Origin of the sequence: Mycobacterium sp. (assembly GCF_049647605.1) — a bacterium.
Classification (GTDB): Bacteria; Actinomycetota; Actinomycetes; order Mycobacteriales; family Mycobacteriaceae; genus Mycobacterium.
On the sequence record NZ_JBARXZ010000159.1, the window covers coordinates 48,542 to 72,732 of the forward strand.

Annotated in this window: 23 protein-coding genes; 18 read left to right on the top strand and 5 right to left on the bottom strand. The window is 66.1% G+C overall.

Annotation, left to right across the window (positions count from 1 at the left end):
* Positions 1 to 17: 17 nt before the first annotated feature.
* Positions 18 to 563, bottom strand: a complete 546-nt coding sequence (locus WBB07_RS20470) for an Rv2240c family protein (protein ID WP_526310188.1) — start codon at positions 561 to 563, stop codon at positions 18 to 20.
* Between the two features lie 335 nt (positions 564 to 898).
* On the opposite strand from WBB07_RS20470, the gene WBB07_RS20475 reads away from it, so the two are divergent.
* From WBB07_RS20475 to WBB07_RS20495, 5 genes are all read left to right on the top strand, one after another.
* A complete protein-coding gene (locus WBB07_RS20475) occupies positions 899 to 1,549 on the top strand; it encodes an MspA family porin (protein ID WP_526310189.1) in 651 nt (216 codons plus the stop codon).
* 127 nt (positions 1,550 to 1,676) lie between these two features.
* Positions 1,677 to 2,396: an MspA family porin gene (locus WBB07_RS20480; RefSeq protein ID WP_526310190.1), complete on the top strand. Its 720-nt coding sequence runs from the start codon at positions 1,677 to 1,679 to the stop codon at positions 2,394 to 2,396.
* Positions 2,397 to 2,405: 9 nt separating this feature from the next.
* Positions 2,406 to 3,002, top strand: coding sequence for a hypothetical protein (locus WBB07_RS20485; RefSeq protein ID WP_526310191.1), 597 nt, complete (start codon positions 2,406 to 2,408; stop codon positions 3,000 to 3,002).
* Between the two features lie 50 nt (positions 3,003 to 3,052).
* A complete protein-coding gene (locus tag WBB07_RS20490; protein ID WP_526310192.1) occupies positions 3,053 to 4,201 on the top strand; it encodes a hypothetical protein in 1,149 nt (382 codons plus the stop codon).
* Between the two features lie 55 nt (positions 4,202 to 4,256).
* Positions 4,257 to 5,249, top strand: a complete 993-nt coding sequence (locus tag WBB07_RS20495) for a phospholipase D-like domain-containing protein (RefSeq protein WP_526310193.1) — start codon at positions 4,257 to 4,259, stop codon at positions 5,247 to 5,249.
* An 85-nt stretch (positions 5,250 to 5,334) separates the two neighbouring features.
* Here the strand turns inward: WBB07_RS20495 and WBB07_RS20500 are convergent, their stop codons facing one another.
* Both WBB07_RS20500 and WBB07_RS20505 read right to left on the bottom strand, forming a co-directional pair.
* Positions 5,335 to 5,850, bottom strand: coding sequence for a 2-oxo-4-hydroxy-4-carboxy-5-ureidoimidazoline decarboxylase (locus WBB07_RS20500; protein WP_526310194.1), 516 nt, complete (start codon positions 5,848 to 5,850; stop codon positions 5,335 to 5,337).
* Between the two features lie 77 nt (positions 5,851 to 5,927).
* On the bottom strand, positions 5,928 to 6,416 hold the full coding sequence (locus WBB07_RS20505; protein WP_526310195.1) for an inorganic diphosphatase: 489 nt from the start codon (positions 6,414 to 6,416) through the stop codon (positions 5,928 to 5,930).
* A gap of 86 nt (positions 6,417 to 6,502) precedes the next feature.
* On the opposite strand from WBB07_RS20505, the gene dacB reads away from it, so the two are divergent.
* The 5 genes from dacB (at position 6,503) to WBB07_RS20530 (ending at position 12,757) form a co-directional block, all read left to right on the top strand.
* Positions 6,503 to 7,885, top strand: a complete 1,383-nt coding sequence (gene dacB / locus WBB07_RS20510; RefSeq protein WP_526310196.1) for a D-alanyl-D-alanine carboxypeptidase/D-alanyl-D-alanine endopeptidase — start codon at positions 6,503 to 6,505, stop codon at positions 7,883 to 7,885.
* Positions 7,882 to 8,946 (top strand): Rv3626c family coenzyme F420 biosynthesis-associated protein, encoded by a 1,065-nt coding sequence (locus WBB07_RS20515; RefSeq protein WP_526310197.1) that lies wholly within the window; start codon positions 7,882 to 7,884, stop codon positions 8,944 to 8,946. The genes dacB and WBB07_RS20515 overlap by 4 nt, the downstream gene beginning before the upstream one ends.
* Positions 8,925 to 9,887 (top strand): tRNA lysidine(34) synthetase TilS, encoded by a 963-nt coding sequence (gene tilS, locus WBB07_RS20520; RefSeq protein WP_526310198.1) that lies wholly within the window; start codon positions 8,925 to 8,927, stop codon positions 9,885 to 9,887. The genes WBB07_RS20515 and tilS overlap by 22 nt, the downstream gene beginning before the upstream one ends.
* 71 nt (positions 9,888 to 9,958) lie before the next feature.
* Positions 9,959 to 10,513, top strand: coding sequence for a hypoxanthine phosphoribosyltransferase (gene hpt, locus WBB07_RS20525; RefSeq protein WP_526310240.1), 555 nt, complete (start codon positions 9,959 to 9,961; stop codon positions 10,511 to 10,513).
* A gap of 9 nt (positions 10,514 to 10,522) precedes the next feature.
* Positions 10,523 to 12,757 (top strand): molybdopterin-dependent oxidoreductase, encoded by a 2,235-nt coding sequence (locus WBB07_RS20530; RefSeq protein WP_526310199.1) that lies wholly within the window; start codon positions 10,523 to 10,525, stop codon positions 12,755 to 12,757.
* Here the strand turns inward: WBB07_RS20530 and WBB07_RS20535 are convergent.
* Positions 12,732 to 13,475 (bottom strand): SIMPL domain-containing protein, encoded by a 744-nt coding sequence (locus WBB07_RS20535; protein WP_526310200.1) that lies wholly within the window; start codon positions 13,473 to 13,475, stop codon positions 12,732 to 12,734. The genes WBB07_RS20530 and WBB07_RS20535 overlap by 26 nt on opposite strands.
* On the opposite strand from WBB07_RS20535, the gene WBB07_RS20540 reads away from it, so the two are divergent.
* Positions 13,446 to 13,886 carry a TRAP transporter large permease subunit gene (locus tag WBB07_RS20540; protein WP_526310201.1) on the top strand — a complete coding sequence of 147 codons (441 nt, stop codon included), beginning with the start codon at positions 13,446 to 13,448 and terminating at the stop codon, positions 13,884 to 13,886. The genes WBB07_RS20535 and WBB07_RS20540 overlap by 30 nt on opposite strands.
* A 25-nt stretch (positions 13,887 to 13,911) precedes the next feature.
* Here the strand turns inward: WBB07_RS20540 and WBB07_RS20545 are convergent, their stop codons facing one another.
* Positions 13,912 to 15,081 (bottom strand): MFS transporter, encoded by a 1,170-nt coding sequence (locus tag WBB07_RS20545; protein ID WP_526310202.1) that lies wholly within the window; start codon positions 15,079 to 15,081, stop codon positions 13,912 to 13,914.
* A gap of 87 nt (positions 15,082 to 15,168) precedes the next feature.
* On the opposite strand from WBB07_RS20545, the gene WBB07_RS20550 reads away from it, so the two are divergent.
* The 7 genes from WBB07_RS20550 to WBB07_RS20580 all read left to right on the top strand — a co-directional run bounded on the left by WBB07_RS20550 (position 15,169) and on the right by WBB07_RS20580 (position 24,137).
* Positions 15,169 to 15,948 carry an enoyl-CoA hydratase/isomerase family protein gene (locus tag WBB07_RS20550; RefSeq protein ID WP_526310203.1) on the top strand — a complete coding sequence of 260 codons (780 nt, stop codon included), beginning with the start codon at positions 15,169 to 15,171 and terminating at the stop codon, positions 15,946 to 15,948.
* The gene (locus WBB07_RS20555) at positions 15,945 to 16,697 is read left to right on the top strand and encodes an SDR family NAD(P)-dependent oxidoreductase (protein ID WP_526310204.1); all 753 of its coding nucleotides are present in this window, start codon (positions 15,945 to 15,947) and stop codon (positions 16,695 to 16,697) included. The genes WBB07_RS20550 and WBB07_RS20555 overlap by 4 nt, the downstream gene beginning before the upstream one ends.
* Entirely contained in the window at positions 16,698 to 18,323 is a 1,626-nt protein-coding gene (locus WBB07_RS20560; protein ID WP_526310205.1) for an AMP-binding protein, read from the top strand.
* Position 18,324: 1 nt separating this feature from the next.
* Positions 18,325 to 19,452: a PrpF domain-containing protein gene (locus tag WBB07_RS20565; RefSeq protein ID WP_526310206.1), complete on the top strand. Its 1,128-nt coding sequence runs from the start codon at positions 18,325 to 18,327 to the stop codon at positions 19,450 to 19,452.
* The gene (locus tag WBB07_RS20570; protein ID WP_526310207.1) at positions 19,445 to 20,758 is read left to right on the top strand and encodes an FAD-dependent oxidoreductase; all 1,314 of its coding nucleotides are present in this window, start codon (positions 19,445 to 19,447) and stop codon (positions 20,756 to 20,758) included. Before WBB07_RS20565 ends, WBB07_RS20570 begins: the two co-directional genes overlap by 8 nt.
* Before the next feature lie 202 nt (positions 20,759 to 20,960).
* Positions 20,961 to 22,052 carry a hypothetical protein gene (locus tag WBB07_RS20575; protein ID WP_526310208.1) on the top strand — a complete coding sequence of 364 codons (1,092 nt, stop codon included), beginning with the start codon at positions 20,961 to 20,963 and terminating at the stop codon, positions 22,050 to 22,052.
* A gap of 6 nt (positions 22,053 to 22,058) precedes the next feature.
* The gene (locus WBB07_RS20580) at positions 22,059 to 24,137 is read left to right on the top strand and encodes a tripartite tricarboxylate transporter permease (RefSeq protein WP_526310209.1); all 2,079 of its coding nucleotides are present in this window, start codon (positions 22,059 to 22,061) and stop codon (positions 24,135 to 24,137) included.
* Positions 24,138 to 24,191 lie beyond the last annotated feature (54 nt).

The following is a 24,191-nucleotide window of genomic DNA, read 5'->3' on the forward strand; positions in this document are numbered from 1 at the left end:
CCGGCAGGGGTGTGCTCTCAGGCGTGTGTGCCGGCCAGCGCGCAGGCCATCTGAACGGCGTTGGCGTCTACGTTGAGTTCGTTCGCCGTCAAGTTCAGGGTTTCCCCGCCGCCACGCAACCCCATCTTCACCAGGAGCTTCGTCGCGCCCAGCGACCAACCGCGCATCGGGGCGGCGATATCGGGCGCCAGGCCTGGTGTGCCGGCGGCCGTGAGCGCCACTGCGGCCGCCTGTCGAAGTGCGGTGCGTCCCATGGAGTTCGTGTCACTGACGGTCGGATCCGAGTAGTCGGGACGCTGCGAGCCGTCGATGGTGTCGGCAAAATACCCGTAGTAGACGGCAGCGCCATCGAGCGCCGTTGCGAACTGTCCGCATGCCACCGACGCCGGGCTTGTCGGGTCGGCGGTCTGAATCGGCGCGCCGGCAACGGGGTTGGCTGTGCCCGGGTCAGATGTGACGGCATCGGTCGGTTCCGCTGCCGCCCCAGGAGCCAACAGCACCCCCAATGTGATCAGGGCCGCGGCGACGGGTGATCCGGATCGTGCGGCACGTGCAGGGTTCATCGGTCCTCCGTCGTGGTGCAGCGCACCCACGGTCGGCGTGCCAGGCGTCCGGAAGTTGAACGTAACCAGGCGGGTTCATTGCCGTCTCATGGCCATCCGGTGCTGCTGTCGACGGACGAAATGTCGGTATCTTGTTGTCTTCGAAGGCTATTCGAGACACAGGCAATTTCCTGGTTTCTGACATCGAATCACCAGCCAGAGGACGCAATCCCGACCGGATCGAGAGGGTGAGTGTTTTTGATGCGTTCACCGTTTCGAAATCGGAACACTGCAGCATTCTCAGCGGCACTGGGGCCACAGACACATTCGCCGACGAGAGGCGCCCACGGAACATGATGAATCGTTTCGTTGCCAGTGCGGCAGTATGCCTGCTGCTGCCGGTGGGAGTCGCTCCGGCAGCGTCGGCAGAGCCGATGCCACCGCCTCCTCCCGATCTCGGCGCCATGATGTCGGTCGCGCCGGGGGTGTTGGACACTCCGGACGGGTGGGTGGTGACGGTGGCCGGCAGTGACGAGAGCATGCAGCCGGTGGCTCCGTTGACAACGGCGGTGTCCTCACGTGAATACCTGGTCAGTGGGACCTTCACGGTCAAGGTCACCGGGTCGGGGCGCTCGACGCTGACGGGGGGCGCGCTCGACGCCGGTATCCAGATCGGGTGCGGCATCATTTCCGATGAAACCGAGATCAACCCGAGTGCCACGCTGACCCCGGGTATCGGGATCCCCTTCACCGGGGCGAACTCGACAATGGGCACCGGGTTGAGCCTGCAGGGCAAGGTGTATCTGAAGCCTGGCCAGACCAACACCATTTCCCTGAACAAGAAAACCTTCAAGGGCGCCGAGGCCCGGGTCAGTTTCTCCGGGGTGCGCGTCAAAATCGACCAGTGCGCCGGGCAGTCGTTCATCCGGTCTTATGCAACGGCGACCAATTCGACTGACAACAGTGAAGACATCATCACCTACCTCGGTGCGACCAAGGCAGTGTGAGAGCCGCCGTGACCAGTAGCTTCGGGTATCGCCGCCTCGGGAAATTCGATTCTGATATCGCTGAATCGAATTCGTTCGCCATTCATCGTGGACCGGAATCATCATCATGAGAGGTGTAAACACGGACATGGTGAATCGTTTTGCCGTAATTCCTGCAATGGCCAAAACCGCCGCTGTCTGCGTGTCGCTCGCAGTGTCGATGGCGCCGTTCGCTTCCGCCGAGCCGGTGCCACCACCGCCGCCGCCGGACGCTGCCGTGCAGCCTGTCGGCGCTACTGTCCCGCCACCGGACAACGGGGTCGTGGCGTCGTCTCCACCAGCTCTGGTCACCACCCCGGACGGCTGGGACCTGGCTGTGTCGGCAAAGGACGAGATCCAGCTGCCAGTGGCTCCGCTGACCACTGCGACGTCGTCGCGGGAGTACATGGTCGCCGGAACATTCACCGGTGATGTGACGGGGTCGGGTTCGGCCTCGCTCTCCGGCGGCACCCTGGAGGTCGGCTATCAGATCGGCTGCGGCATCAACGTCAGTCAGGTCCGTCTCATCGGGTCGACGGGTATCGGGACCTCGGGCTCGGCGCTCACCGGCGGGCTCATTCCGACGGGAGTGAGCTTCCCGACCACCGGTACCTTTGAGATCCACGTCAACCCGGGGACCGTCACCACCGCGACGGTCACGAAGAAGACCTTCAAAGAGGCTCCGGTACGGGTGACGCTGAAGGACATTCACATCAAGGTCGACGGCTGCGCGGGGCAGTCGTTCCTCCGGTCCTACGCGATTCTGACGAACTCCACGGCCGAAGCCGACGACACCGTGGCTTACTACGGCGTCACCAAGGCTGTCTGAGGCTCTGCGATGGTCGTTCAGCTGAAAAACCTGGTGGCAGTGGCGGTGGCGCTGGCCGCTGTCGCCGGTGGGCCGGCCGGCCTCGCTGCCGCCGAGCCTGCTCCCGAGCCGCCGCCTCCTGTTCCCGCGCCGCAGCCTGGTCCGTCGGTGCCGTTGTTCGGCGGGCATCTCGGGCCGCAGGGCATTTCGGTGCTCGGGCAGAACGGTGTGCCGGCTGTCGACGCGTTGGGAACTCCGGCGCTACCGGAGTTGAACCCGCAGCATGCCTTGGGCCAGAACCCGGTTCCCAGCGCACCTGGCGGTCTGCCCGGGGTCGGGCCGAATCTGAATGCGTTCAACAACGGTTACTGGCTGCCACAGAACGAGGTGCCGTCGGCCCCCGGTGAGGGCACCGTGGTGGGCGTCGCACCAGGTGCGGAGAACGCCGATATCGGGTCGTTGACCTGGCTGGGACAGCTGACCGAGCTGTATCGCAACGGCAATCTGAAGGGCGCGGCACTCGGCCAGATGCCCAAGGAACAGCTCGGTGCGCCTCTTCCGGGTACCGCGCCCCTTCCGGGCACCAACCTGCCTCCCGGGATCGTGTTACCAGCACCTCCACCGTGAGGCGTCACTGATCCAGGGTTGCTTCACTGATCGGACAAGGGGAGTTTCTGATGAGAGCACCGTTGTTGGCGCCCGCTGCGGCGGCATCATTGGCATTGATCTGCCTGAGCACACCGGCGGTGGTTCCGGTTGTGGCAACCAAAGACATGGCATCGGAACCATATTCGCGAACCAGTCGGGTGCTGCCTGCAGCGCCCGCGCCGACGGTCGACACGCCGGCCTACGCGTCGGTGTACACCGTGGACAACGATGCGATCTCGGTGGCGCGGGTGCCGTTGAGCCTGCTCCTGGCCGGTCGGCCCAGCATCGCCGTCACCGTGGAACAGGCTCGCCCGCAGTTGACGGTCACAACCCGGCCGGGTGTCGCCGGCAGTGTGGACAAACCAGCGGATCGGGTTGCGACATCTCAGGTTGCGGCGGTGGGCTACACCTTCCTCGATGTACTCGGCCTACCGATTCAAACCGCGTTTGCGATCGTCGCGGGTGGGACGTCCGGCGTGATTCTGCCGACGTCGTCGCTGATCCCGTCGCCGTACACATCGGTGTACACCGTTGTCAACAACGCGATCTCGGTGGTGCGGGTGCCGTTGAGTCTTGTCCTCACCGGGCAGTTCTCCGGTATCGCAGCACAAACCGAGGCAGCGCTGAACACGTTTGTCACCTCGCTGACCCGCGGGTTGCCCGACTCGATCCGGGGAACACTCGAGTACGACCTCAGTGTGGTGACCGGATTCCTCGCGGGCCGTACGCCCGGTTCGAACACCGTGGGGGACAAGGCCGTCACCACTGCTTCAGCCTCGAAGGCGGCCGGTGTCGACCCGGCAGAGCCAAGCTCCGGCGATGCCGATGAGGCCACGACCGCCGAGGTGCAAACGGCGGCGCCGCAGCTGCGAGCGTATACCGACACCTCCACCGGGTACGCGGAGCGACTCAGAATCGCGGCGCACAAGGAAACTCGTGGCGTCCAACACGTCGACGGCGACACCAAAGCGGATACCGAGACCGACACCAAAGCTGAAACCGGCACCAAAGTCGACGCGGGACGCGCAACGAAGCGCAAGGCGGCAGCTGTCGGGCGTGAGTCGGATGCGGCCGAGAGTGTCACTGCAGACAAAGCGGGTCGGGCTACCCGGGCCGACAAGGACAGTGGCAAGGCCGGCAAGGACAGTCACAAGGACAGTGGCGGCGCTTCGGAGTGACGCCTCGGGATACTGCATCTGGGGAAACTGTTGGGAGTATTGGCATTCCGATGCTATGGCCTACTCTACGGTGACCGGGCTGATCGTCGAACCCGACGACGGCGTCGGCCCGGTACGGGATTTCATCGCCGGCGCCAGCACGACGCTGCTCATCAAACAGTTCACGTTCACCCAGCCGGCGCTGATCGACGCGGTGATCGAGCGCAGGCGGGCCGGTGTGCGGGTTCGCGTGATGCTGAACCCGCAGCGCTCCAGTGGTTCCCGGGCCAACGACGAGACCTTCGAGCAGCTCCGGGCCGCCGGGGTCGAGGTGCAGTGGTCGAGCTCGAAATTCTATGTGACACATGAAAAATCGATTGTCGTTGACGGTGTCGCGGCAATGGTGGCCACGTACAACCTGATGGACAAATACTTCACCCGCACCCGGGACTACGGGGTGATCACCCGCGATCTGCAGCAGGTGGCGCAGATCGTCGAGGTCTTCGATGCCGACTGGAACAACCAGGATTGGCAACCCGGCAGGGATGTGGGATTGCTGTGGAGCAACTCGAACTCACGTCTGCAGATGGCTGATTTCATCGACTCGGCACGGTATCGCCTCGACGTCCAGCACCCGAAATACGTCGACGCGGTGATCCTGGACCGGCTGGTGGCCGCCACCGGCCGGGGCGTCAAAGTGCACGTGTTGTGTGGGGGCCGGCACGGTATCAGCGACTGGGACATTCTCGACACGTTCGCCTCGCTGCGCACCTTGCGGGTGTTCGGGGCGAAGGTGCACAAGCAGAAGAACCTGCGGGTCCACGCAAAGCTGCTGATCGCCGACGATGCGCGCGCCCTCGTCGGATCGATGAACATCGACCGCAGCGCTTTTGATCTGCGCCGTGAGCTGGGTATCCTGGTGGCCGCACCGGAGGCGGTGGCGCGGCTGAAGTCGACATTCGACTTCGACTGGGAGCGTTCGCGCCACTATCACCCGCCGGATCCAGTGGATCCGGGACGGCATGTCGAAACCGACTTCGCCCACGATGAGGAGCTCACCCACGAGTGACTGGCGCCCGGCTCAGGCGCTGGTCTCCCACCTGTTGCGCACGGTCTGCAGGCCGGTGCCAGGGGGCCCACCGGGACGAGCCCAGTCACCAGTTCTGGTAGCCACCTTCGGGTCCCAGCATGCGCTCGAGGCGGGTGCGGTTGATCTTCGCGAGTTCGTTGCGCACGACCTTGAGCTCGGTCTCGCTGTCGTTGTGCATCCGGTCGGACAGTGCGGCCGCCACCTCTGCGCAGCTGGCCCCGCCGACGTACATCACGAACATGAACCCGAACCGGTCGCGGTAGCGAAGGGCGCCGGCATCCAACTCCGCCATCACCGAGGTGTCGTCGTTCCACACCGAGCACTGCTCGGCGGCGGACTTGACGCTGCCCGGCCTGGCCCCGATCTGCGGATAAGCCTCGAGGATCTCGTCGATCGCGGCGTCGGGAAGCGAGAACAGCATCGCGTCCGCGCGCCGGAACAGTGCGTCGTGATCGGCGTAGGGCCGCCCGTGCGCCAGGCTGCGGGCCAGGCCCACACTGTTGCAGCATTCGAAGAGCGCGTGCACGGCCCGCTTCTCGGACGTCGTGTTGAACGTCTCGAGGCCAACCCCCTGATGCATGAGCACAGATCCATGATCGGAGCCGGAAACCACACCGGCGTTACGGCGTGTTACGGCCGTGGAAATTCAGCTCCGCGTCAGTGGTCCGAGGTCTTGAATCGCTCGATCGAGCGCACCACTTCAGCCTCGGCATCCTCACGGCCCACCCAGTCGGCGGCCTTGACGAACTTGCCGGGCTCGAGGTCCTTGTAGTGCACAAAGAAATGCTTGATCGCGTCCAGTTCGAAGCTCGAGACATCGGAGATGTCCTGGATGTGGTCCCAGCGCTTGTCACCGGCCGGGACGCACAGCACCTTGTCGTCACCGCCGGCCTCGTCGACCATCTTGAACATGCCGATCGGCCGTGCTTCCACGAGCACGCCGGGGAACACCGACTCCGGCAGCAGCACCATCGCGTCCAGCGGATCGCCGTCCTCGCCGAGGGTGTCTTCGATGAAGCCGTAATCCGCGGGATAAGCCATCGGGGTGTAGAGATAGCGGTCCAACCTCACTCGCCCGCTTTCGTGATCCACCTCGTACTTGTTGCGCTGCCCTTTCGGGATTTCGATAGTGACGTCGAATTCCACGCCGCACGGCTCCTTCGCCTTTGGTGAGACATCTGGGGGTCTCTGGTCGTCGGGACAAACCTTAATGGAGCGATACTCTGCAGTGCATGCGTGCTACCCGGTGGCCCTCGAGCTGGAAAAGGTCCACCCATCTGGCGGTGGGCGCCACTGTGCTCGTGGGCGTTGCTGCGGTCGTGGCGGTCACGGCTGTGACCGCCGGTGGCAGGCAACCGGACCCGCAGATCACGGCGCAGCCGGCGCCGGTCACCGTGGAGCCTGCGGTCACTCCGGTGGCGTCCGGGGCGCCGGCGCCCACGCAGGCCGGGTTGGCGCGGGCGCTGGCCGAGGCGCTTGGGGATCCGAATCTGGGCAATCTGACCGGCCGGATCACCGATGCCAATACCGGTGAGGAGCTGTGGAGCCAGCGCGACGACACGCCGATGCAACCGGCGTCGACCAACAAGTCGCTGACCGCGGCCGCCGCGCTGCTCACCCTGGATCGCGACGCGCGCCTGACCACCTCGGTTGTCGAGGGAGCACGCCCGGGTGTGGTGGTGCTGGTCGGCGGTGGCGACCCGGTGTTGTCGGCGGCTGCCGCCGACGAGGACACCTGGTACCGCGACGCTGCGCGGATCAGCGACCTGGCGGCCGGGGTGCGGGAGAGTGGGGTGCAGGTGACGGCCGTACAGGTCGACATATCCCTGTTCACCGGGCCGGATATGGCGCCGGGCTGGGATCCCGCCGATATCGACGGCGGCGATATCGCCCCGATCCAATCGGTCATGCTCGACGGCGGACGTACTCAGCCGACCAGCTTCGATTCCCGGCGTTCTAGGACACCGGCCCTGGATGCGGGCCAGGCGTTGGCCGCGGCGCTGCGGGTCGATCCGGCGACGGTCACCCTGGCGGCCGGGCCGCAGCGGGGCCGGGAACTCGCCTCGGTGCAGTCGGCCCCGCTGATGGAGCGGCTACGGCAGATGATGGGTGCCTCAGACAATGTGATGGCCGAAACCATCGGTCGAGAGGTGGCGGCCGCCACCGGGCGGCCGCTGAGCTTCGCCGGTGCCGCCGACGCGGTGCTCGATGAGTTGCGTGGCATCGACATCGACCTCGCCGGGGCGCGACTGTTCGACTCCAGCGGGTTGTCGATCGACGACAGGCTGACTGCCCGCACCCTCGACGAGGTGGTGGGCGCAGCGGCCGGGCCGGATCATCCGCGGCTGCGGCCGTTGCTGGATCTACTGCCGGTCGCCGGTGGCAGCGGCACTCTGTCGAACCGATACTCCGATGACGTGACCGGTTCGGCCGCCGGATGGCTGCGTGCCAAGACCGGGTCGCTGACGGGCACGAATACCTTGGCGGGTGTGCTCACCGATGCCAGCGGCCGCGTGCTGACTTTTGCGTTCATCTCCAACGATGCGGGGCCGACGGGCCGGGTCGCGCTCGACGTGTTGGCCGCCACCCTGCGCGCCTGTGGGTGTGACAAGTGAGTCCGGCCGCGGGCGACCCGGCTATCGGGCAGGCCGTCGACTGGGGTTTTGCGGCCACGGTCGGCGCCAAACTCGCCCGGTCGGCGGCGCCGGTCACCGAATACACCCGTAATCAGGCGATCGCCGAACTCGCGGCGTCGTCGCGGGCGGCTGAACCGCCGGTTCGCGACGTCACCGGGCTCAGTGCTGATGGGCCGGTCCCGGATGCCCGCATCGTGGACCGGCCGGAGTGGATCGAGGCCGCCACGGAATCGATGCGGGCCATGACCGGCGGCAGCGACTCCACCCCGCCGGGATTCCTGACCGGGCGGGTGACGGGTGCCCAGACCGGTGCGGTGCTGGCGTTCGTGTCCTCCGGCATCCTCGGCCAGTACGACCCGTTTGTCTCGCTGACGCAGGACGGTGGCGGCCGGCTGCTGCTGGTGTATCCCAACATCATCGCGGTGGAACGGCAGCTGCGGGTGCCCCCCAAGGATTTTCGTCTTTGGGTGTGCTTGCACGAAGTGACTCACCGGGTGCAGTTCACCGCCAATCCGTGGCTGGCGGGCTACATGTCGTCGACGTTGGCAACGCTGACCCGGGAGGGCGGCGAGGATGTCACCAAGGTGGTCGGCCGACTCGCCGACTTGGTGAAGCGGCGCCGCGAAGGCGTCGACGACGGTCCGGACTCCCAGGGGGTTCTCGGGTTGATGCGGGCCGTGCAGTCCGACGAGCAACGAGAAGCCCTGGATCGGCTCTTGGTGCTCGGGACGCTGCTGGAAGGTCACGCCGATCATGTGATGGATGCGGTGGGCCCGGCGGTGGTGCCCAGTGTGGCTTCCATCCGTCACCGTTTCGAGCAGCGCAAGAAGCGTAAACAGCCTCCGCTGCAACGTATTCTGCGGTCCCTGCTCGGGGTTGACGCCAAATTGGCGCAGTACACGCGTGGCAAGGCGTTTGTCGACGACGTGGTGGGCCGGGTGGGTATGGACCGCTTCAACGCGATCTGGACCAGCAGTGCGACGTTGCCGCGTCCCGACGAGATCGATCAGCCTGAGAAATGGATCGACAGAGTTCTCTGAACCGGATCGTCACCGCGGTAACCGCTTTCGCCGGTGGTTATGCCGGTGATGCGGACCGGTGGTGTGTTGCGCTGTCCGGCGGCGCCGACTCACTGGCACTGACCGCGGCGGCGGCGCGGGTGCTGCCGACGACGGCACTCATCGTCGATCACGGATTGCAGCCGGGCTCCCGGACGGTTGCCGAGATTGCTGCGGCCCACGCTCGTGATCTGGGATGTATTGAAGCGCAGGTCATTTCAGTGAACGTGGGGACGGACGGTGGCCCGGAAGGGGCGGCGCGCACGGCCAGGTACGCGGCGTTGGACCAGGCTCGCGACGGCGCGCTGGTACTGATCGGGCACACTCTCGACGATCAGGCCGAGACGGTGTTGCTGGGTCTGGGTCGGGGATCCGGTCCGCGGTCGATCGCCGGCATCCGGCCCTGCGACCCGCCGTGGTGCCGGCCGTTGTTGTCGATCCGGCGTCAGGACACCGAAGCGGCCTGTGCCGAACTCGGACTGACCCCCTGGCAGGACCCGCACAACGCCGACCCGCGGTTCACCCGATCCCGGTTGCGGGCGGAGGCGCTGCCGTTGTTGGAGGAGATCCTCGGTGGGGGGGTGGCGGCGGCGCTGGCACGTACCGCCGCCGCTCTACAGGAGGACGGTGACGTCCTCGACGCTCTCGCTGACGACGGGTGGCAGCGCGCGCGGTCCGGCGACGGATTGGCGGTAGCCGAGCTCTGCGGGTTGCCGTCCGCGGTCCGGCGCCGGGTCATCCGGCTGTGGCTGCTCGGCGGTGGGGCGGTCGGCCTGACGGACAAACAACTGCGGGCGGCCGAGCGGCTGATCACCCACTGGCGCGGGCAGGGGGGAGTGGCGGTGCCCGGTCGGGTCCGGGATCAGCGACTGTTCGCCGTTCGTCGCGACGGCCGCCTGGTGCTCGATCGGCACCCGGTCTGAAGCCTGCGCCGGTTGTCACCTGGCCGCCTTGCCGGACTAGGGTGTGGGACGTGCCTGAGCGTGCTGCCGAGATGTATCCAGGGGACATCAAATCGGTGTTGCTGTCCGAAGAAGATATCCGGAGCAAGACCGCCGAACTCGGAGCACAGATCGCGGCGGACTACCGCGAGGCTGGCGGTGACCAGGATCTGCTCCTGATCACGGTGCTCAAGGGTGCGGTGTTGTTCGTCTCCGATCTGGCCCGGGCGATCCCGCTGCCCACTCAGCTGGAGTTCATGGCCGTCAGCTCATACGGATCGTCCACCTCGTCGTCGGGGGTGGTGCGCATCCTCAAGGACTTGGATCGCGATATCAACGATCGGGACGTGCTGATCGTCGAGGACATCGTGGACTCCGGTCTCACGCTGTCCTGGTTGTTGCGGAATCTGGCGACCCGGCATCCTCGCTCGCTGCGGGTGTGCACGCTGCTGCGCAAACTCGAAGCGGTGCGCGCGGACGTCGACATCACCTACGTCGGGTTCGACATTCCCAACGAGTTTGTTGTCGGTTACGGCTTGGATTACGCCGAACGGTATCGCGACCTGCCTTATATCGGGACACTGGAACCGAAGGTGTACACCCACTGAGGGAGTCCCATGTCCCGGACCGCGCTGCGTATCTGTCCACTGTGTGAGGCGACCTGCGGTCTGGTCCTCACGATCGGTGACACCGGCGGAGCCGCCCGGATCACCGGCGCGCGCGGAGACCGCGAGGATGTGTTCAGCGGCGGCTTCCTGTGTCCGAAGGGCGCTAGTTTCGGTGAATTGGACAGCGATCCGGACCGGTTGACGCGGCCGCTGGTGCGTCGGGACGGCGATCTGGTGGAAGTGTCCTGGGCGGAGGCGTTCGACGCCGTCGCCGCCGGTCTCGGACCGATCCCGGGTGCTCAGGTCGCGGTGTATCTGGGGAACCCGAACGCGCACACCATCGCAGGCGCGCTGTACGCACCGCTGGTCCTCAAAGCGCTGGGGACCCGCTACGTGTTCAGTGCCAGCACTCTGGACCAGATGCCCAAACAAGTGGCGCAGGGCTATCTGTACGGGAACGCCTTCGCCTTTGCGGTGCCCGATATCGACCGCACGGACCATCTGGTGGTCATCGGGGCCAATCCGTTGGTGTCCAACGGCAGCGTGGCCACCGCCGCGGATTTCGGCGGCAAGCTCAAGTTGCTGCGCCGCCGCGGTGGCCGCCTCACGGTGATCGATCCCAGCCGCACTCGCACCGCCGAGCTGGCCGACACTCATCTGGCGCCGCGGCCCGGAACCGACGCCGCGCTGCTGTTTGCCGTAGTGCATGTGCTGTTCGCCGAAGGCCTGGTGTCACCGGAGCTGGGCGGGATCGCCCGTCATGTCACCGGTGTCGAACAGGTACGTGAGCTGGCAGCCGACTTTGCGCCGTCGGTCGTCGCTGCGTACTGCGGGCTCACGGTCGATGACATCCGCGACCTGGCGCGTTCGATCGCCGCCGCGCCGCGATGTGCTGTGTACGGCCGGATCGGCACGTCGACGGTGGAGTTCGGCACCCTGGGCAGCTGGCTGATCGACGTGATCAATATCCTCACCGGCAATCTCGACCGGCCGGGCGGGGTGATGTTCCCGCTGGGGCCCACCGCGCCGGCGCCACGGCCACCGAAGCCTGGGCGCGGGTTTGTCACCGGGCGCTGGCACAGCCGGGTGGCGGGCCATCCCGAGGTTTCCTCCGAGTTCCCCGCCACCGCGCTGGCCGAGGAGATCGACACCCCTGGCGACGGCCGGATCGAGGCGCTGATCACGGTGGCGGGCAATCCGGTGCTGTCGGCGCCCGACGGCCGGCGGCTGGCGGCCGCGCTGGACGGGATCGGGTTCATGCTCAGCATCGACCCCTACCTGAACGAGACGACCCGGCACGCCGACGTGGTGCTGCCGCCGCCCCCACCCTCGCAGGCCGCGCACTTCGACTTTGTGCTCAACAACCTCGCGGTCCGCAACAACGTCCGGTATTCGCCGCCGGTGCTGCCGGTCAGGGACCGCCCGACGGAGCCGGAGATCCTGTCCAGATTGGCGCTGCTGATTCTCGGAGCCGGTGTCGACGCCGATCCGGCGCTGGCCGATCAACAGGTGATCGCGATGACGCTGGCCAAGGAGACGGCCGATTTGCAGTCACCGGTGTCCGGCCGGGATCCGGTCGATCTGGCCGCCATGCTGCCTGAGGGGCCCGGTTACGAGCGGCGGCTCGACATGATGCTGCGACTGGGCGCGTACGGGGATGCGTTCGGTGCTCGCCCGGACGGGATCAACCTGGCGAAGGTGAAAGCGGCCCCGCACGGTATCGATCTGGGTCCGCTGCAGCCCCGGCTCCCCGGGGTATTGCGGACCGTCTCCGGCACAGTCGAACTCGCGCCTGCAGCGCTGGTGGCCGACGCTGCCCGCCTTTCGGGTGCGCTGGGCGGGGTGCCGGCCGACTTTGTGCTGATCGGCCGTCGCCATCTGCGTTCGAACAACAGCTGGATGCACAATGTGCCCGCGCTCGCCGGTGGCACCAATCGGTGCACCCTGCAGATCCATCCCGACGATGCTCACCGGCTCGGACTCTCCGAGTTCGCCGTCGTGAAGGGGCCGGCCGGTGAGTTGACGGTGCCGGTCGAGGTGACCGACACGATCCGGCCGGGGGTGGTATCGATTCCGCACGGCTGGGGTCATGGACAGGACGGGACCCGACTGACGGTGGCGGCCGTCCAGCCCGGCGTGAACGTCAATGCGCTCAACGACGGGACCCGTCTCGATCCGCTGTCGGGGACCGCGGTTCTCAACGGGTTCTCCGTGCAGGTCAGTGCAGCTCCCAATTCACCGTGACCGAGAAGGACACGGTCTGCTGTCCGGGGGACAGCGGGACCTGGCTGGCCATCGCCCGCTCCATCGGCATGGGTGACGGCGGCGCGGAGCCACCGCTGACCTCCGAGATCGAGATGACCTGCCCCAGTTCCATCCCCGACAGTCCGGCGTACTGCTCGGCGCGTGCGCGGGCGTCGTCGAATGCCCGGGTGCGGGCATCCTTGACCAGTTGAGAGTCGTCGGCGATGGAGAAGTTCACCGAGTTGATGCGGGTGGCATCGCCACCGTTGGAGACGATCAGCGCCAGCACCCGGGATGCGACTGCGGTGTCGCGGATGGTGACGTTGATCGAGTTGCGGGCCTCGTATCCGACGACGGTGCCGGCTCCGTCGGGTCCGTATTGCGGTTGCAGGCTGACGTCGGTGGTGGCGATGTCGCCGGTGTCGATCCCGGCGTCCACCAGGGCGTCGATGACGGTCTGCTGGCGTTGGTTGGTCTGGTTCATCGCGGTGGTGACGTCGTCGGCGACAAAGCTGATCGACGCGTTGGTGGTCAAGGTGTCGGGGGTGCCTTCCACTTCCCCGGAGCCGATCACGGTGACCTGGCGTGGCGTGTCGCCAGGTAGCGGAGCGGCCGCCGGCGGTGTCGTGTCGCACGCGGTGAGAGCGGCGACGGTCAACCCGGCGAGCAGGACGAGGGAGAAGCGCTTATGGCGTGTGGTGTTCCCGGCGGAGGGCATGGCGTCGAATGTAGCCGTTTGCGCGCACCGAGCAGTAGCGAGCGCGCCCGGCCGATCGACATACCCGGTCCGTTCGCCTTCCTGTTCATCGTGCAGGTCATCTTCCTCATCATGGATGGCGTGCCCGCACTGCTCATCTTGATGCCGATCCTGGCGCCGATCTCCGTCGCATACGGAATCGAACCAATTCACTTCGGAATTCTGGTGGCGGCAAACTTGGCGATCGGTCTGATCACTCCACCCATCGGGCTTGTCCTGAGTACAGCGGCAGCGGTGGCCAAACTCCCTATCGAACGGGTGATCAGACCGATGTTGCCAATGCTCGCAGTGCTGATAGCGATGCTGATGCTGCTCACGTACGTCGAGGATGTCTCGATGCTGCTTCCTCGCCTGCTGGGGCTTGCTTCCTAGTGTCCTGGGTTTGTTGCTACGGAGATCACGCGCGCATCCGCGGCGAGCACAGTGCCATGATGACCGCGGACGCAACGGCCAGGAATGCGGTGAGGATCCAGCCCGCGGCGTAGGTGGTGGCGTCGGCGATCAGCCCGAACACCACCGGCCCGATCGAGCCACCCACCAGTGAATAGATGGTGACTTGGCCGGTGACGTAGCCGGGGGTGCGGTGGAAGCGTTTCAGCACCGCGTACCAGAGCACGGCCGGGTAACCCCACACGCCGGCGTAGCCGATCACCAGGCCGACGGATCTGATGGTGTCCGACTCGACGTAGGCCAGCGTCGATATTCCGATCGCACCGGCGAAAAGCATTGCGGCACAGAATTTCATCGGATCACCCGGCAATCGGTCACAGGCGATCCCGCTGAACACCCGTACCGCGATGGCCAATCCGCTGGCGATCGCCAGGACCACACCCGCGTGGGCCGGGCTGACACCGGCCCGGGTCTCGCCCAGAACCCAGAATGCCGGGATGATGGAGTTGGTGGCGTTGGCGAAGGCCATCGCCGCACCGATCATGACGAGCAGGCGCAACTCGCTGCGGGGCGGGCGTTCCTGCTTGCTGGACTTGGCTTTTCCGGTCTTCTCTTCCGTCATGAACCGCAGCACCAGCGCGCAGCACAGGGTGGCGAGCACGGCGGTGATGCCAAAAGCCCAGCGCCAGCCCAGCGTCATGGCAACCAGGGGAACGGCCAGGCCGGCCAGCAGTGTCGACAGCGGTGCGGCGGCCTGTTTGAAACCGATGACGATGCCGTATTGGTCGCCGCGCGCTTCGGTCACCACCATGCGGTTGCTGGCGGGCTGCATCAACGACTTGCCGATACCGCCGACGGCCATCGCCAGCATCAGCACGACCAATGAGCGGGCGCCGAAGGTGATGACCAGTGAGCACACCACCGTCAGTGCAGTCGCTACGCAAAGGGCCCGTCGTGCGCCGAGCACGTCGACCATTCCGCCCAGCTTGTATGCCGAAACCCCTTGTACCAAACGAAAAGTGGCGACAGCGATGCCGATTCCAGCCGCTGACAGCGCGAGGTCCTGTTCGATCTGGTACCCGAGGGCGCCGACGAGGTTCAGTGGCAGGGCGCCCACGGCGGCGGCGGCGATGGTCAGGGCCACCATCGCGACGAGCGAAGGGTGCGACTTGCTCACTCGTGACCTTGCGACATGGCATGTCCTTCCGCTAGAACAAATAGTATATGTAGGATACTCATTATCAGGAAAGGCGGTGGAGCTGTTGTGATTGAACTGATCCTCGATCAATCGGTAGCGACCGTCCTGTTGCGACGGCCGCCGGTGAACGCGTTCGACATGCGCATGCTCGATCTCCTGGATGCGGCGATCGAACACAGCGAGACCGCCGGAGCCCGGGTGCTCGTGGTGCGGTCGAACAATCCGAAGATGTTCTGCGCCGGGGCCGATATCGCCATGTTGCAGGCCGCCACCGAGCGGATCGGCGGGGTGGACGAGATGGTGGCGTTCGCCCGCCGCTTCCAGCAGGTGCTCGATCGGCTGGAGCAGGCGCCGCTGGCCACCATCGCGGCAATCGACGGCCTGGCTCTGGGCGGCGGGCTGGAACTGGCGCTGGCCTGTGACTTCCGCTTGGCTGGGCCAGAGGCAAAAATGGGCCTCACCGAAACCACTCTCGGTCTGGTGCCGGGTGCCGGTGGGACCCAACGGTTGGCGGCGGTGATCGGCCGGGCGAAGGCACGGCAGCTGGTGCTCACCGGCCGGATGGTCGACGGAGGTGAGGCAGACCGGATGGGATTGGCAGACCACTGTCCCGACGGCGCGCAGGCCGCCGCCGGCGAGTTGGCACGAACGCTGGCCCAGCGCCCGGCGCGGGCACTGGCACTGGCCAAGGAATGTGTGCTGGTCGCCCCTAGCGCGCAAGGCTACGAACGTGAGCTGACCGCAAGCCGGGAACTCTACGGCGACCCCGAGACCATCGATCTGCTCACCACATTCTTGAACCGCAGGAAAAGGCCGCAACAACAGGAGGAAGCAAGCACAGCATGAGCGAACTCGAAGGCAAGATCGCAGTAGTCACCGGCTCCGGTTCCGGTATCGGACGTGCCATCGCGCTGCGCCTGGCAGCCGGTGGCGCCAGCGTCGCGGTGGCCGACCTCGCCGAAGACCGTGCCAAGGAGACCGTCGCCCTGATCGAGGAGGCCGGGGGCACCGCCGGTGCCTTCACCGGTGACGTCGCCGACATCGAATCGGTGCGGGCCATGCGCACCGAGATCCACGCCGCCTACGGCGCGCCGACCATCATCGTCAACAACGCGGGCTGGAACATCGGGCAGCCGTTCCTGGGTACCGAGCCCGACTTCTGGCGACGCGTCATCGACATCAACTATGGCGGGGTGCTTGCCATGTGCCGCACCTTCGTACCGGATCTGGTGGACGCCGGCACCCCGGGCCACGTTGTCAACGTCGCCAGTGACGCAGGCCGCGTGGGCAGTATGGGAGAAGCCGTCTACGCCGGTGCAAAGGGCGGCGTCATCGCGTTCTCCAAGGCCTTCGCCCGCGAGATGGCCCGCTACAAGATCAACGTCAACTGTGTCTCACCCGGCCCCACCGACACCCCGCTGTTCCACGATCAGCCGGAAAAGATCCAGGAGGCGTTGATCCGCGCCATCCCGTTCCGCCGACTGGCCGATCCTTCGGAGATCGCCGGAGCGGTGACCTATCTCGCCTCGGATGCGGCCTCCTACATCACCGGGCAGGTGCTCAGCGTCAGCGGCGGCCTGACGATGGTCGACTGAGTGACGATCACAGTCCGCACCGTCGGTGATCCGCAGGTGCGCGCCACCTATCTCGAGCATGATTGGTGGCGCGCCGAGCGGACCTACGACAACGACTTCCGCCGCTGGGCCGCCCTGCGGCCCGGCCACGCGGCGCTGGTGGCCCACGAGGTGGACACCGGTGAAACGGTGACGGTGAGCTACGGCGAGCTGGCCGACCGGGTCAGCCGATGCGCGGCCGGATTGCGCAGCCACGGCGTCACTGCCGGATCGGTGGTGAGCTTCCAGCTGCCGAACTGTTGGCAGTTCGCCGTGCTGGTGTTCGCCTGCGCCCGGCTGGGTGCTGTTGTGCATCCGATCTTACCGATTCACCGGGAACGCGAAGTCACACATGCCATCCGGGCGGTCGGTAGCACCCTGTGTGTGGTCGCCTCCCGGATCGGCGGCTTCGACGTGAAGGCGATGTACAACGAGCTGGCGCTTGGAGTGCCGGTGGTCACGGTGGGCCGCGGCGGCGACACATGCGAGTTCGAGTCCGCGCTGTTGTCTGCCGAGTTGCCGGCCTCCGGAACCGACGAGCCTGCCCAGGTGGCACCGGACTCGGTGGCGCAGGTGCAGTTCACCTCGGGGACCACCGGCGAACCCAAAGGTGTGGTGCACACTTTCAACACGCTCTACGCCGCCTACCGCGCCACCGCGATCGCCGCCGAACTCGGTTGTGACGATGTGGTTCTCGCGCCGTCGACGATGGCCCACCAGACTGCGTTCCTCGGCGGCTGCGTGATGCCGCTCGCCGAGGGGATGACAGCGGTGTACCTGGACAAGTGGGATCCGGAGCGGGCGCTGTCGCTGATCAGTGACCACCGCGTCACCTTCGCCTCGGGCGCCACCCCATTCATGCTGGACCTGTGCATTGCCCAGCAGCGACTGCAGCGAGATGTCACGCCGTTGCGCGCCTTCAAGAGCGGCGGCGCGGCCGTGCCGGACTCGGTGCGGGCGCGGGTCCGCACCGAACTCGGGGCCGAGGTGTCGATGGCGTGGGGTATGACCGAGAACGGTGTCTGCACCATGACCCGGCCGGGTGCCGGAGCCGATCAGGCCGACGGATCCCCGCTGCCGTGGGTGGAGCTGAAGATCACCGACAACTCCGGTGTGCCGCAGCCGGCGGGAACCGTGGGCAAGTTGTGGATTCGATCGGCCTCACAGTGCGTCGACTACTTCCCCCGCCATGATCTGTACGAGGCGGCCCTTGATGCCGAAGGCTGGTTCGACACCGGTGATCTCGCCGAGATCCGCACCGATGGAAACCTGCGGATTGCCGGTCGGGTAAAGGACATGATCATTCGGGGCGGGGAGAACATCCCCGTGCTGGAAGTCGAGAACGCGCTGTCTGCACACCCGGGCGTTGCCGACGTCGCAGTGGTCGGAATCCCCGATGAGCGACTGGGTGAACGTGCCTGCGCGGTTGTGGTGCCCAAGGAGGGCGGCGGTTTCGACCTCGATGCGTTGCGTGCGCATCTCGACACCCTCGGGATGGCGCGACAGTATTGGCCGGAATCGGTGCGTTTGGTGAACGCCCTGCCTCGCACCACCACCGGCAAGGTCCAGAAGAACGAATTACGCGAAGCGATAGCGAAGGCGAGATAACATGCCGCAGCGTGGAATTCCGGCCGTGTGGATGCGCGGCGGAACCAGCAAGGGACTGATGGTCCGCGACGCCGATCTGCCGCCACCCGGGCCTGACCGGGATGCGGTGGTGCTGGAGATCATGGGCAGCCCCGATGTCGGGCAGATCGACGGTATGGGCGGCGGATCGTCGTCCACCTCGAAGGTCATCACCGTGAGATCCAGCCGGCGACCAGGCGTCGACGTCGACTTCTTGTTCGGTCAGGTGTCGGTGCGCGACGCACTGATCGACTGGAAACCCAACAGCGGCAACCTCACCTCGGCCGTGTGCGCCTACGTCGTCGACGAAGGTCTGGTCCCGGCGATCGAACCCGAGACCACGTTTGTGCTCTACAACGAGAACACCCGCACCAACATCCGGGCGACGGTCCCCGTGGTCAACGGCCGGGCCGCGGTGCAGGGCGATGTCGACGTCGCCGGCGTGCCACGCCCGGGCGCCCAGATCATCAACGAATACCTCGATCCGGTCGGCAAATTCCGTGATCGCGGGGCGCTGCCCACCGGTTCGCCGATCGACATCATCGAAACGCCCTTCGGTGCGGTGGAGGCGTCGTTTGTCGACGCCGCCAACTTGGTGATGTTCGTCGACGCCGAGTCGCTCGGTATCGACGGCACGATCCTTCCGGCCCAAGTCAATTCGGATGACGCGCTGCTGGAGAAGTTCGAACAGGTGCGTACTGCCGGTGCGGTGCACCTCGGGTTGGTCGAACCCGGAGACGTCGCGTCGATCGCCTCCCCGATCCTGCCGTTGCTGTCGGTGGTCTCAAAGGCCACCGACTACCAGACCACGCAGGGCACCGCGGTCAACGGCGGTGACATCGATTTTGTCGCCCGGGTGTTCTCGCTGCAGCGCATGCATCACGCGCATCCGCTCACCGGGTTGATCTGCACTTCGGTTGCCGGTGTCACCCCCGGTACGGTGCCGAACCGGCTGCGCGGTGAGCATGGCGATGCGTGGGTGCGGGGCGGTCACCCCAAAGGTGTTGCCGCGGCGGAGGTCCGCTTCGACTCCGAGGGTGTTGTCGACTCGGTGGCCGTGGTGCGCACTGCCCGCCGGTTGATGGCAGGCGAGGTTTACGTCCGTGCCTGATGTGGTCGTCCTGGGGGCCGGTCTGGCCGGGCTGACGGCGGCGCTGCGGGCCCGGGAGACGGACCGATCGGTGGTGATCGTTGATCCCGAGCCCGACGGCAACGGTGCCAACAGCCGCATTTCCGGGGGAGTGTTCCATCTCGCGTGGGGTGCCCTCGATGAACCGGCCGACGACCTGGTGCGACGGATGGTCGAGCAGACCGACGGGGAAGTCGACCCGCAGCTGGCACGGGCCCTCGCCGACGCCAGCGGATCCGCGATCCGCTGGCTGGCTGAGCAAGGGGTGGAGCTGGGGCCCAAAGGGTCTCGGCCACATGACAAGTTCACCTGTCAACCGTGGCTGGAAGCTCGTGGAGTCACACCGGCACCCGAACGTGGTGCGGAGAGCGCTCTGCGCATCCTCCGGGAGCGGGCTCGCCAGGCCGGTGTGCGGTTTGTTCGCGGTTCGGCAGATGCGTTGCGGCGCGATGCGGACGAATGGCAGGTAGGGGTCGGGGGCTCCGAGGCGGTGGTCGGCCGCTCGGTGATCGTGGCCACCGGTGGATTCCAGGCCGACCCACAGATGATGCGGGCCTTTGTGGGGCCACACGCCGACGATGTGTTCTTGAGGTCCACCCGGTCGTCCACCGGGGATGGGTTGCGCCTGCTGATCGGTGCGGGTGCGGCGGTGACCGAGCCGTCCTCGGCTGTCTACGGTCATTTGTTGTCGGCGAGTGCGGTCACCGAAACGCGGTTGTGGCCGCAGCCGACGGTGGATGCGGTGGCCCGCCGGGGCCTGCTGGTGGATCGGGACGGGCACGCCTTCACCCCGGACGTCGACAACGGGATCGCTCTGGTGAACGCCATGGTGCGCACCGGTGACCCTTCTGGATTCACCGTGGTATTCGACGGACGGACCCGCGACGAGGCCTCCGCCGAACGCGGCGCCACCCAGACCGACGGGCACCTGCGAGATGTCGCCGAGTTGACCGAGCGCGGTGCCGAGATCTTCGAAGCCAACTCGATCTCGGATCTCACTGTGCGGCTGCGCATTCCGCGTGCCCAGCTGAAGAAGTCCGTCGACGCGTGGACCGAGGGAAAATCGTCCGGTCCGTGGTTTGCGATGCGGGTGCTTCCCGGTGTCACCGCGACCATGCGTGGAGTGCGGATCGACGGGCGGTGCCGAGTCCTGGGTCGCGACGGCGCGCCGCTGGAAGGTCTGTCGGCGGCCGGTGACGTGGCCGGTGTACACGGAGGTCCCCGGGGCGGCTATCTGGGGGGATTGGCCGTCGCGTTGATCTCCGGCTTCATCTCCGGCGCTGCCTGAGCACCGAGGCGTAATCGTCTGCGACGGTTGACGGCGTTTCATCGCAGAGGTCTGAGTGTCGCGTGGGTGGGCTCCCTTCGCCTGCGACGGGGATGAATCTGCGGTGAGCTCTTGACTTCGCGCGCGGACTCTCTACACTCCAATAGGTATCCTAATTGCACGAAATACCCCTTTCCACTCGAACAAGTCGATGGAGTCTTGTATGAGCCGCTCACCCTCGCGCCGAATGTTTGTCGGCGGTCTAGCTTTGACGCTGGCCGCGACGCTTTCCGGCTGTATCAACAAACCCGCCGAAACCTCCTCTGCAGAAGGTGAATTCACCCTGCAAGGTCAGACCGTCGAGATTCTCGTCGGGCAGGAGGCCGGCGGTGGCCACGACACCACGGCACGCGTCATCGCCCGTCACATCAGTGAATACCTGCCGGGCAAGCCGAACGTGATCGTGCGCAACATGCCAGGTGGCGGCGACAAGGTGATGGCCAACTACGCCTACAACCAAGCCGCCTCCGACGGTACGGCGGTGGGCGTGTTCTCGGTCGCCGTGCCGCACTACAACCTCATCGGCGAAGGCGAATCGGACGGCGTGCGGTATGACGCGTCCAAGTTCAAGTGGTTCGGCAGCCCTACGGTCACCACGAATGTGCTCCTGGTCCACAGCCGCACCGGCATCACCAAAGACAACCTGGCGCCGCTGACCGAAGGCCCGCCCGTCCGCATCGCCCAGCGCTCACCCGGTGACGGCCCGCACCTGGTGCAGGCCACCCTGGCCAATGGCCTGGGCTGGAATTTCGAGACCATCTTCGGCTATGAGGGCGAGCGCCGGCTGGCCATCGAGCGTGGTGAGGTCGACGCCATCGTCACCACCTGGGAGAGCGTCAACGACGAAGAACGAGCGATGATCGACGAGGGCATTCTGCTCCCCATCGTCACCGTCGGCCTGTCGGATGCGCCCGCATTGTCGGCCCCGGAACTCAAGGGCGTTTCCACCGCCTCGGAACTCTTCGAGAACGCCTCACCCGAGGGGCAGGAACTGCTCGAAGTGGTCCTCACCCGGTACGGGTTTGCGCGCTCTCTGGGCGGCCCTCCGGGGATGTCCGAGGAAGCGGTGGCCGCTTACCGCACCGCTTTCGACGAGATGAACGCCGACGAGGACTACGTGCGCGAAGCCGAGCCGCTGTACGCGGTGGTGCCCAGCGACGGAGCCACCGTGGCAGAGCGGATCACCAAGTACGTCACCGTCGATCCTGCGATTGTCGCTCCGGTGCTCGCGCAGATCGAATCCGACTCCAAGTAGGTATCGATGATCGCTGACGGATTGGCTGGGCTGGGAACGTTCTTCGGCAGCGCCGGAGCTCTGTTCGTGTGGCCCACGGTGGGCTACATGCTCATCGGCACCTTGCTCGGATTCGCGGTCGGTATGCTGCCGGGGCTCGGTGGCGCGGCCACCATGGCGCTGATGCTGCCACTGACCTTCTCCATGGAACCCCTGGCCGCTGTTGCCTTTCTGTTGGCGATGCATGCCACCTGCGCCACCGCCGGCGACGTCACCTCGGTCTTGTTCGGTATACCGGGGGAGGCGTCGTCGGCGGCGACGGTGTTCGACGGCTATCCACTGACCCGAATGGGGCAGGCTGGCCGTGCAATCGGCGCCGCGCTGACCAGTTCACTGGTCGGTGCCTGGTTCGGTGCGTTGTGTCTGGCACTTGCGGTACCACTGGTGCGACCACTGGTGCTCAGCTTCGGTCCACCCGAAGTGTTCATGCTGGCGGTGGTCGCGTTGACCACCGTGGCGGCGCTGTCCGGCAAGAGCATGGCCAAAGGATTGGCGATGGCCACCCTCGGCGTGCTGCTCGCCACCATCGGCGAGGACATCGCCACCGCCCAGACTCGCCTGACCTTCGATTCGCTGTACCTGCTCGACGGGGTACCCGTGATACCGGTGGTGGTCGGGATGTTTGCCGTCCCCGCCATCCTCGCATCGATGCTGCCGTCGAAGTCGGACTTCGGCGATCAGCCGGTACGGATCCACTCGTGGTTCGAGGGAGCCAAGGACACCTGGCGCCACAAATGGCTTGTCCTGCGCACCAGCCTGATCGGCGCCTACGTCGGCCTGATTCCAGGTGTGGGCGGAACTTCGGCGCAGTTCATCGCCTACGGGCATGCTCTGCAGTCCTCCAAACATCCGGAGGAGTTCGGCAAGGGCTCCATCGAAGGTCTGCTGGCGGCCGGCTCGGTCAACAACTCGAAAGAGGGCGGCAGCCTCATCCCCACCGTTGCCTTCGGTATTCCCGGCAGCGGCGCCATGGCCATCCTGATCAGCGCGCTCATCATCACCGGAGTGCAGCCCGGTCCAGAACTGTTGACCACCAACGTCAGCGTGACGTTCGGCATGGTGTGGACCATCGTGATCGCCAACCTGCTGTGCGTGGCGTTGTGCCTGTTGCTCGCCAAACGCATTGCCAGCCTGGCGGATATGCGGCAGACGCTGCTGGTGCCGCTGCTGCTGGTGTTCATCACCGTCGGAAGCTTCACCGAATCGTTCCGTTTCGAGGACATCATGTTGATGGTCGTCGTCGGATTGGTGGCGTTTGCGGCCGAACGGATGAGCTGGCCGGTTGCGCCGATGCTGATCGGGTTGGTGCTCGGGAAGCTCGCCGAGGCGAACTTCTTCCTGTCCAACAACATCTACGGTGATCCGTCGGCCTGGATGACCCGTCCGATCGTGATGATCCTGGCGGTCATCGCGGTGATCAGCCTGGCATCCCCACTGATTCGCTACTACCGCGGCAAGAAGTCGGCGCGCACCGATCCGATGTCCAAGGCGCGCCCGATGACGCGCGGCGATATCGCACTGGCTGGGCTGTTCGCGGCGATCGGACTTTTTGCATTCCTCGATCTCCGTGATTCAGACCTGCCGACGAGTGCGGCGCTGGTGCCGGAATCGGTGTCCTTCATCCTGACCGCACTGTGTATCGGTATCGGCGTCGGTGCCGCCGTGACGGTGTTGGGCAAGCGCAAGGCGGAGCCGGAAGCGCCCGACAGCGTGTCCGGACCGTCCCCGGTCGATGCAGACAACGACGGCGCGGCAACCATTGTTGCGCTGCGCGAGAAGACCGCCGAAGCCGAGGAAGCCGAAGTGGTCGAGGCCGGGCCGCGGCAGATCATGGTGGTGCTGGCCCAGTTCCTGGGCTTCATCGCCGGCCTCTGGGCATTTGGCTTCATGCTCTTCACACCGGTGTTCACCGCGGTGTACCTCTTTGTTGTCGCCAAGACCAAGTGGTGGACAGCGGTGATCTGGGGCTTGGTCGTCTGGGCGTTTGTCTACTACTTGCTCTGGGGTGTGCTGAATCTGCGGCTGTGGGCCGGAGTGATCTTCTGACATGCCGGGGCGGCCACGGCCGGGCGCCGCCACCAAGTACCGCTCTACCCGTAA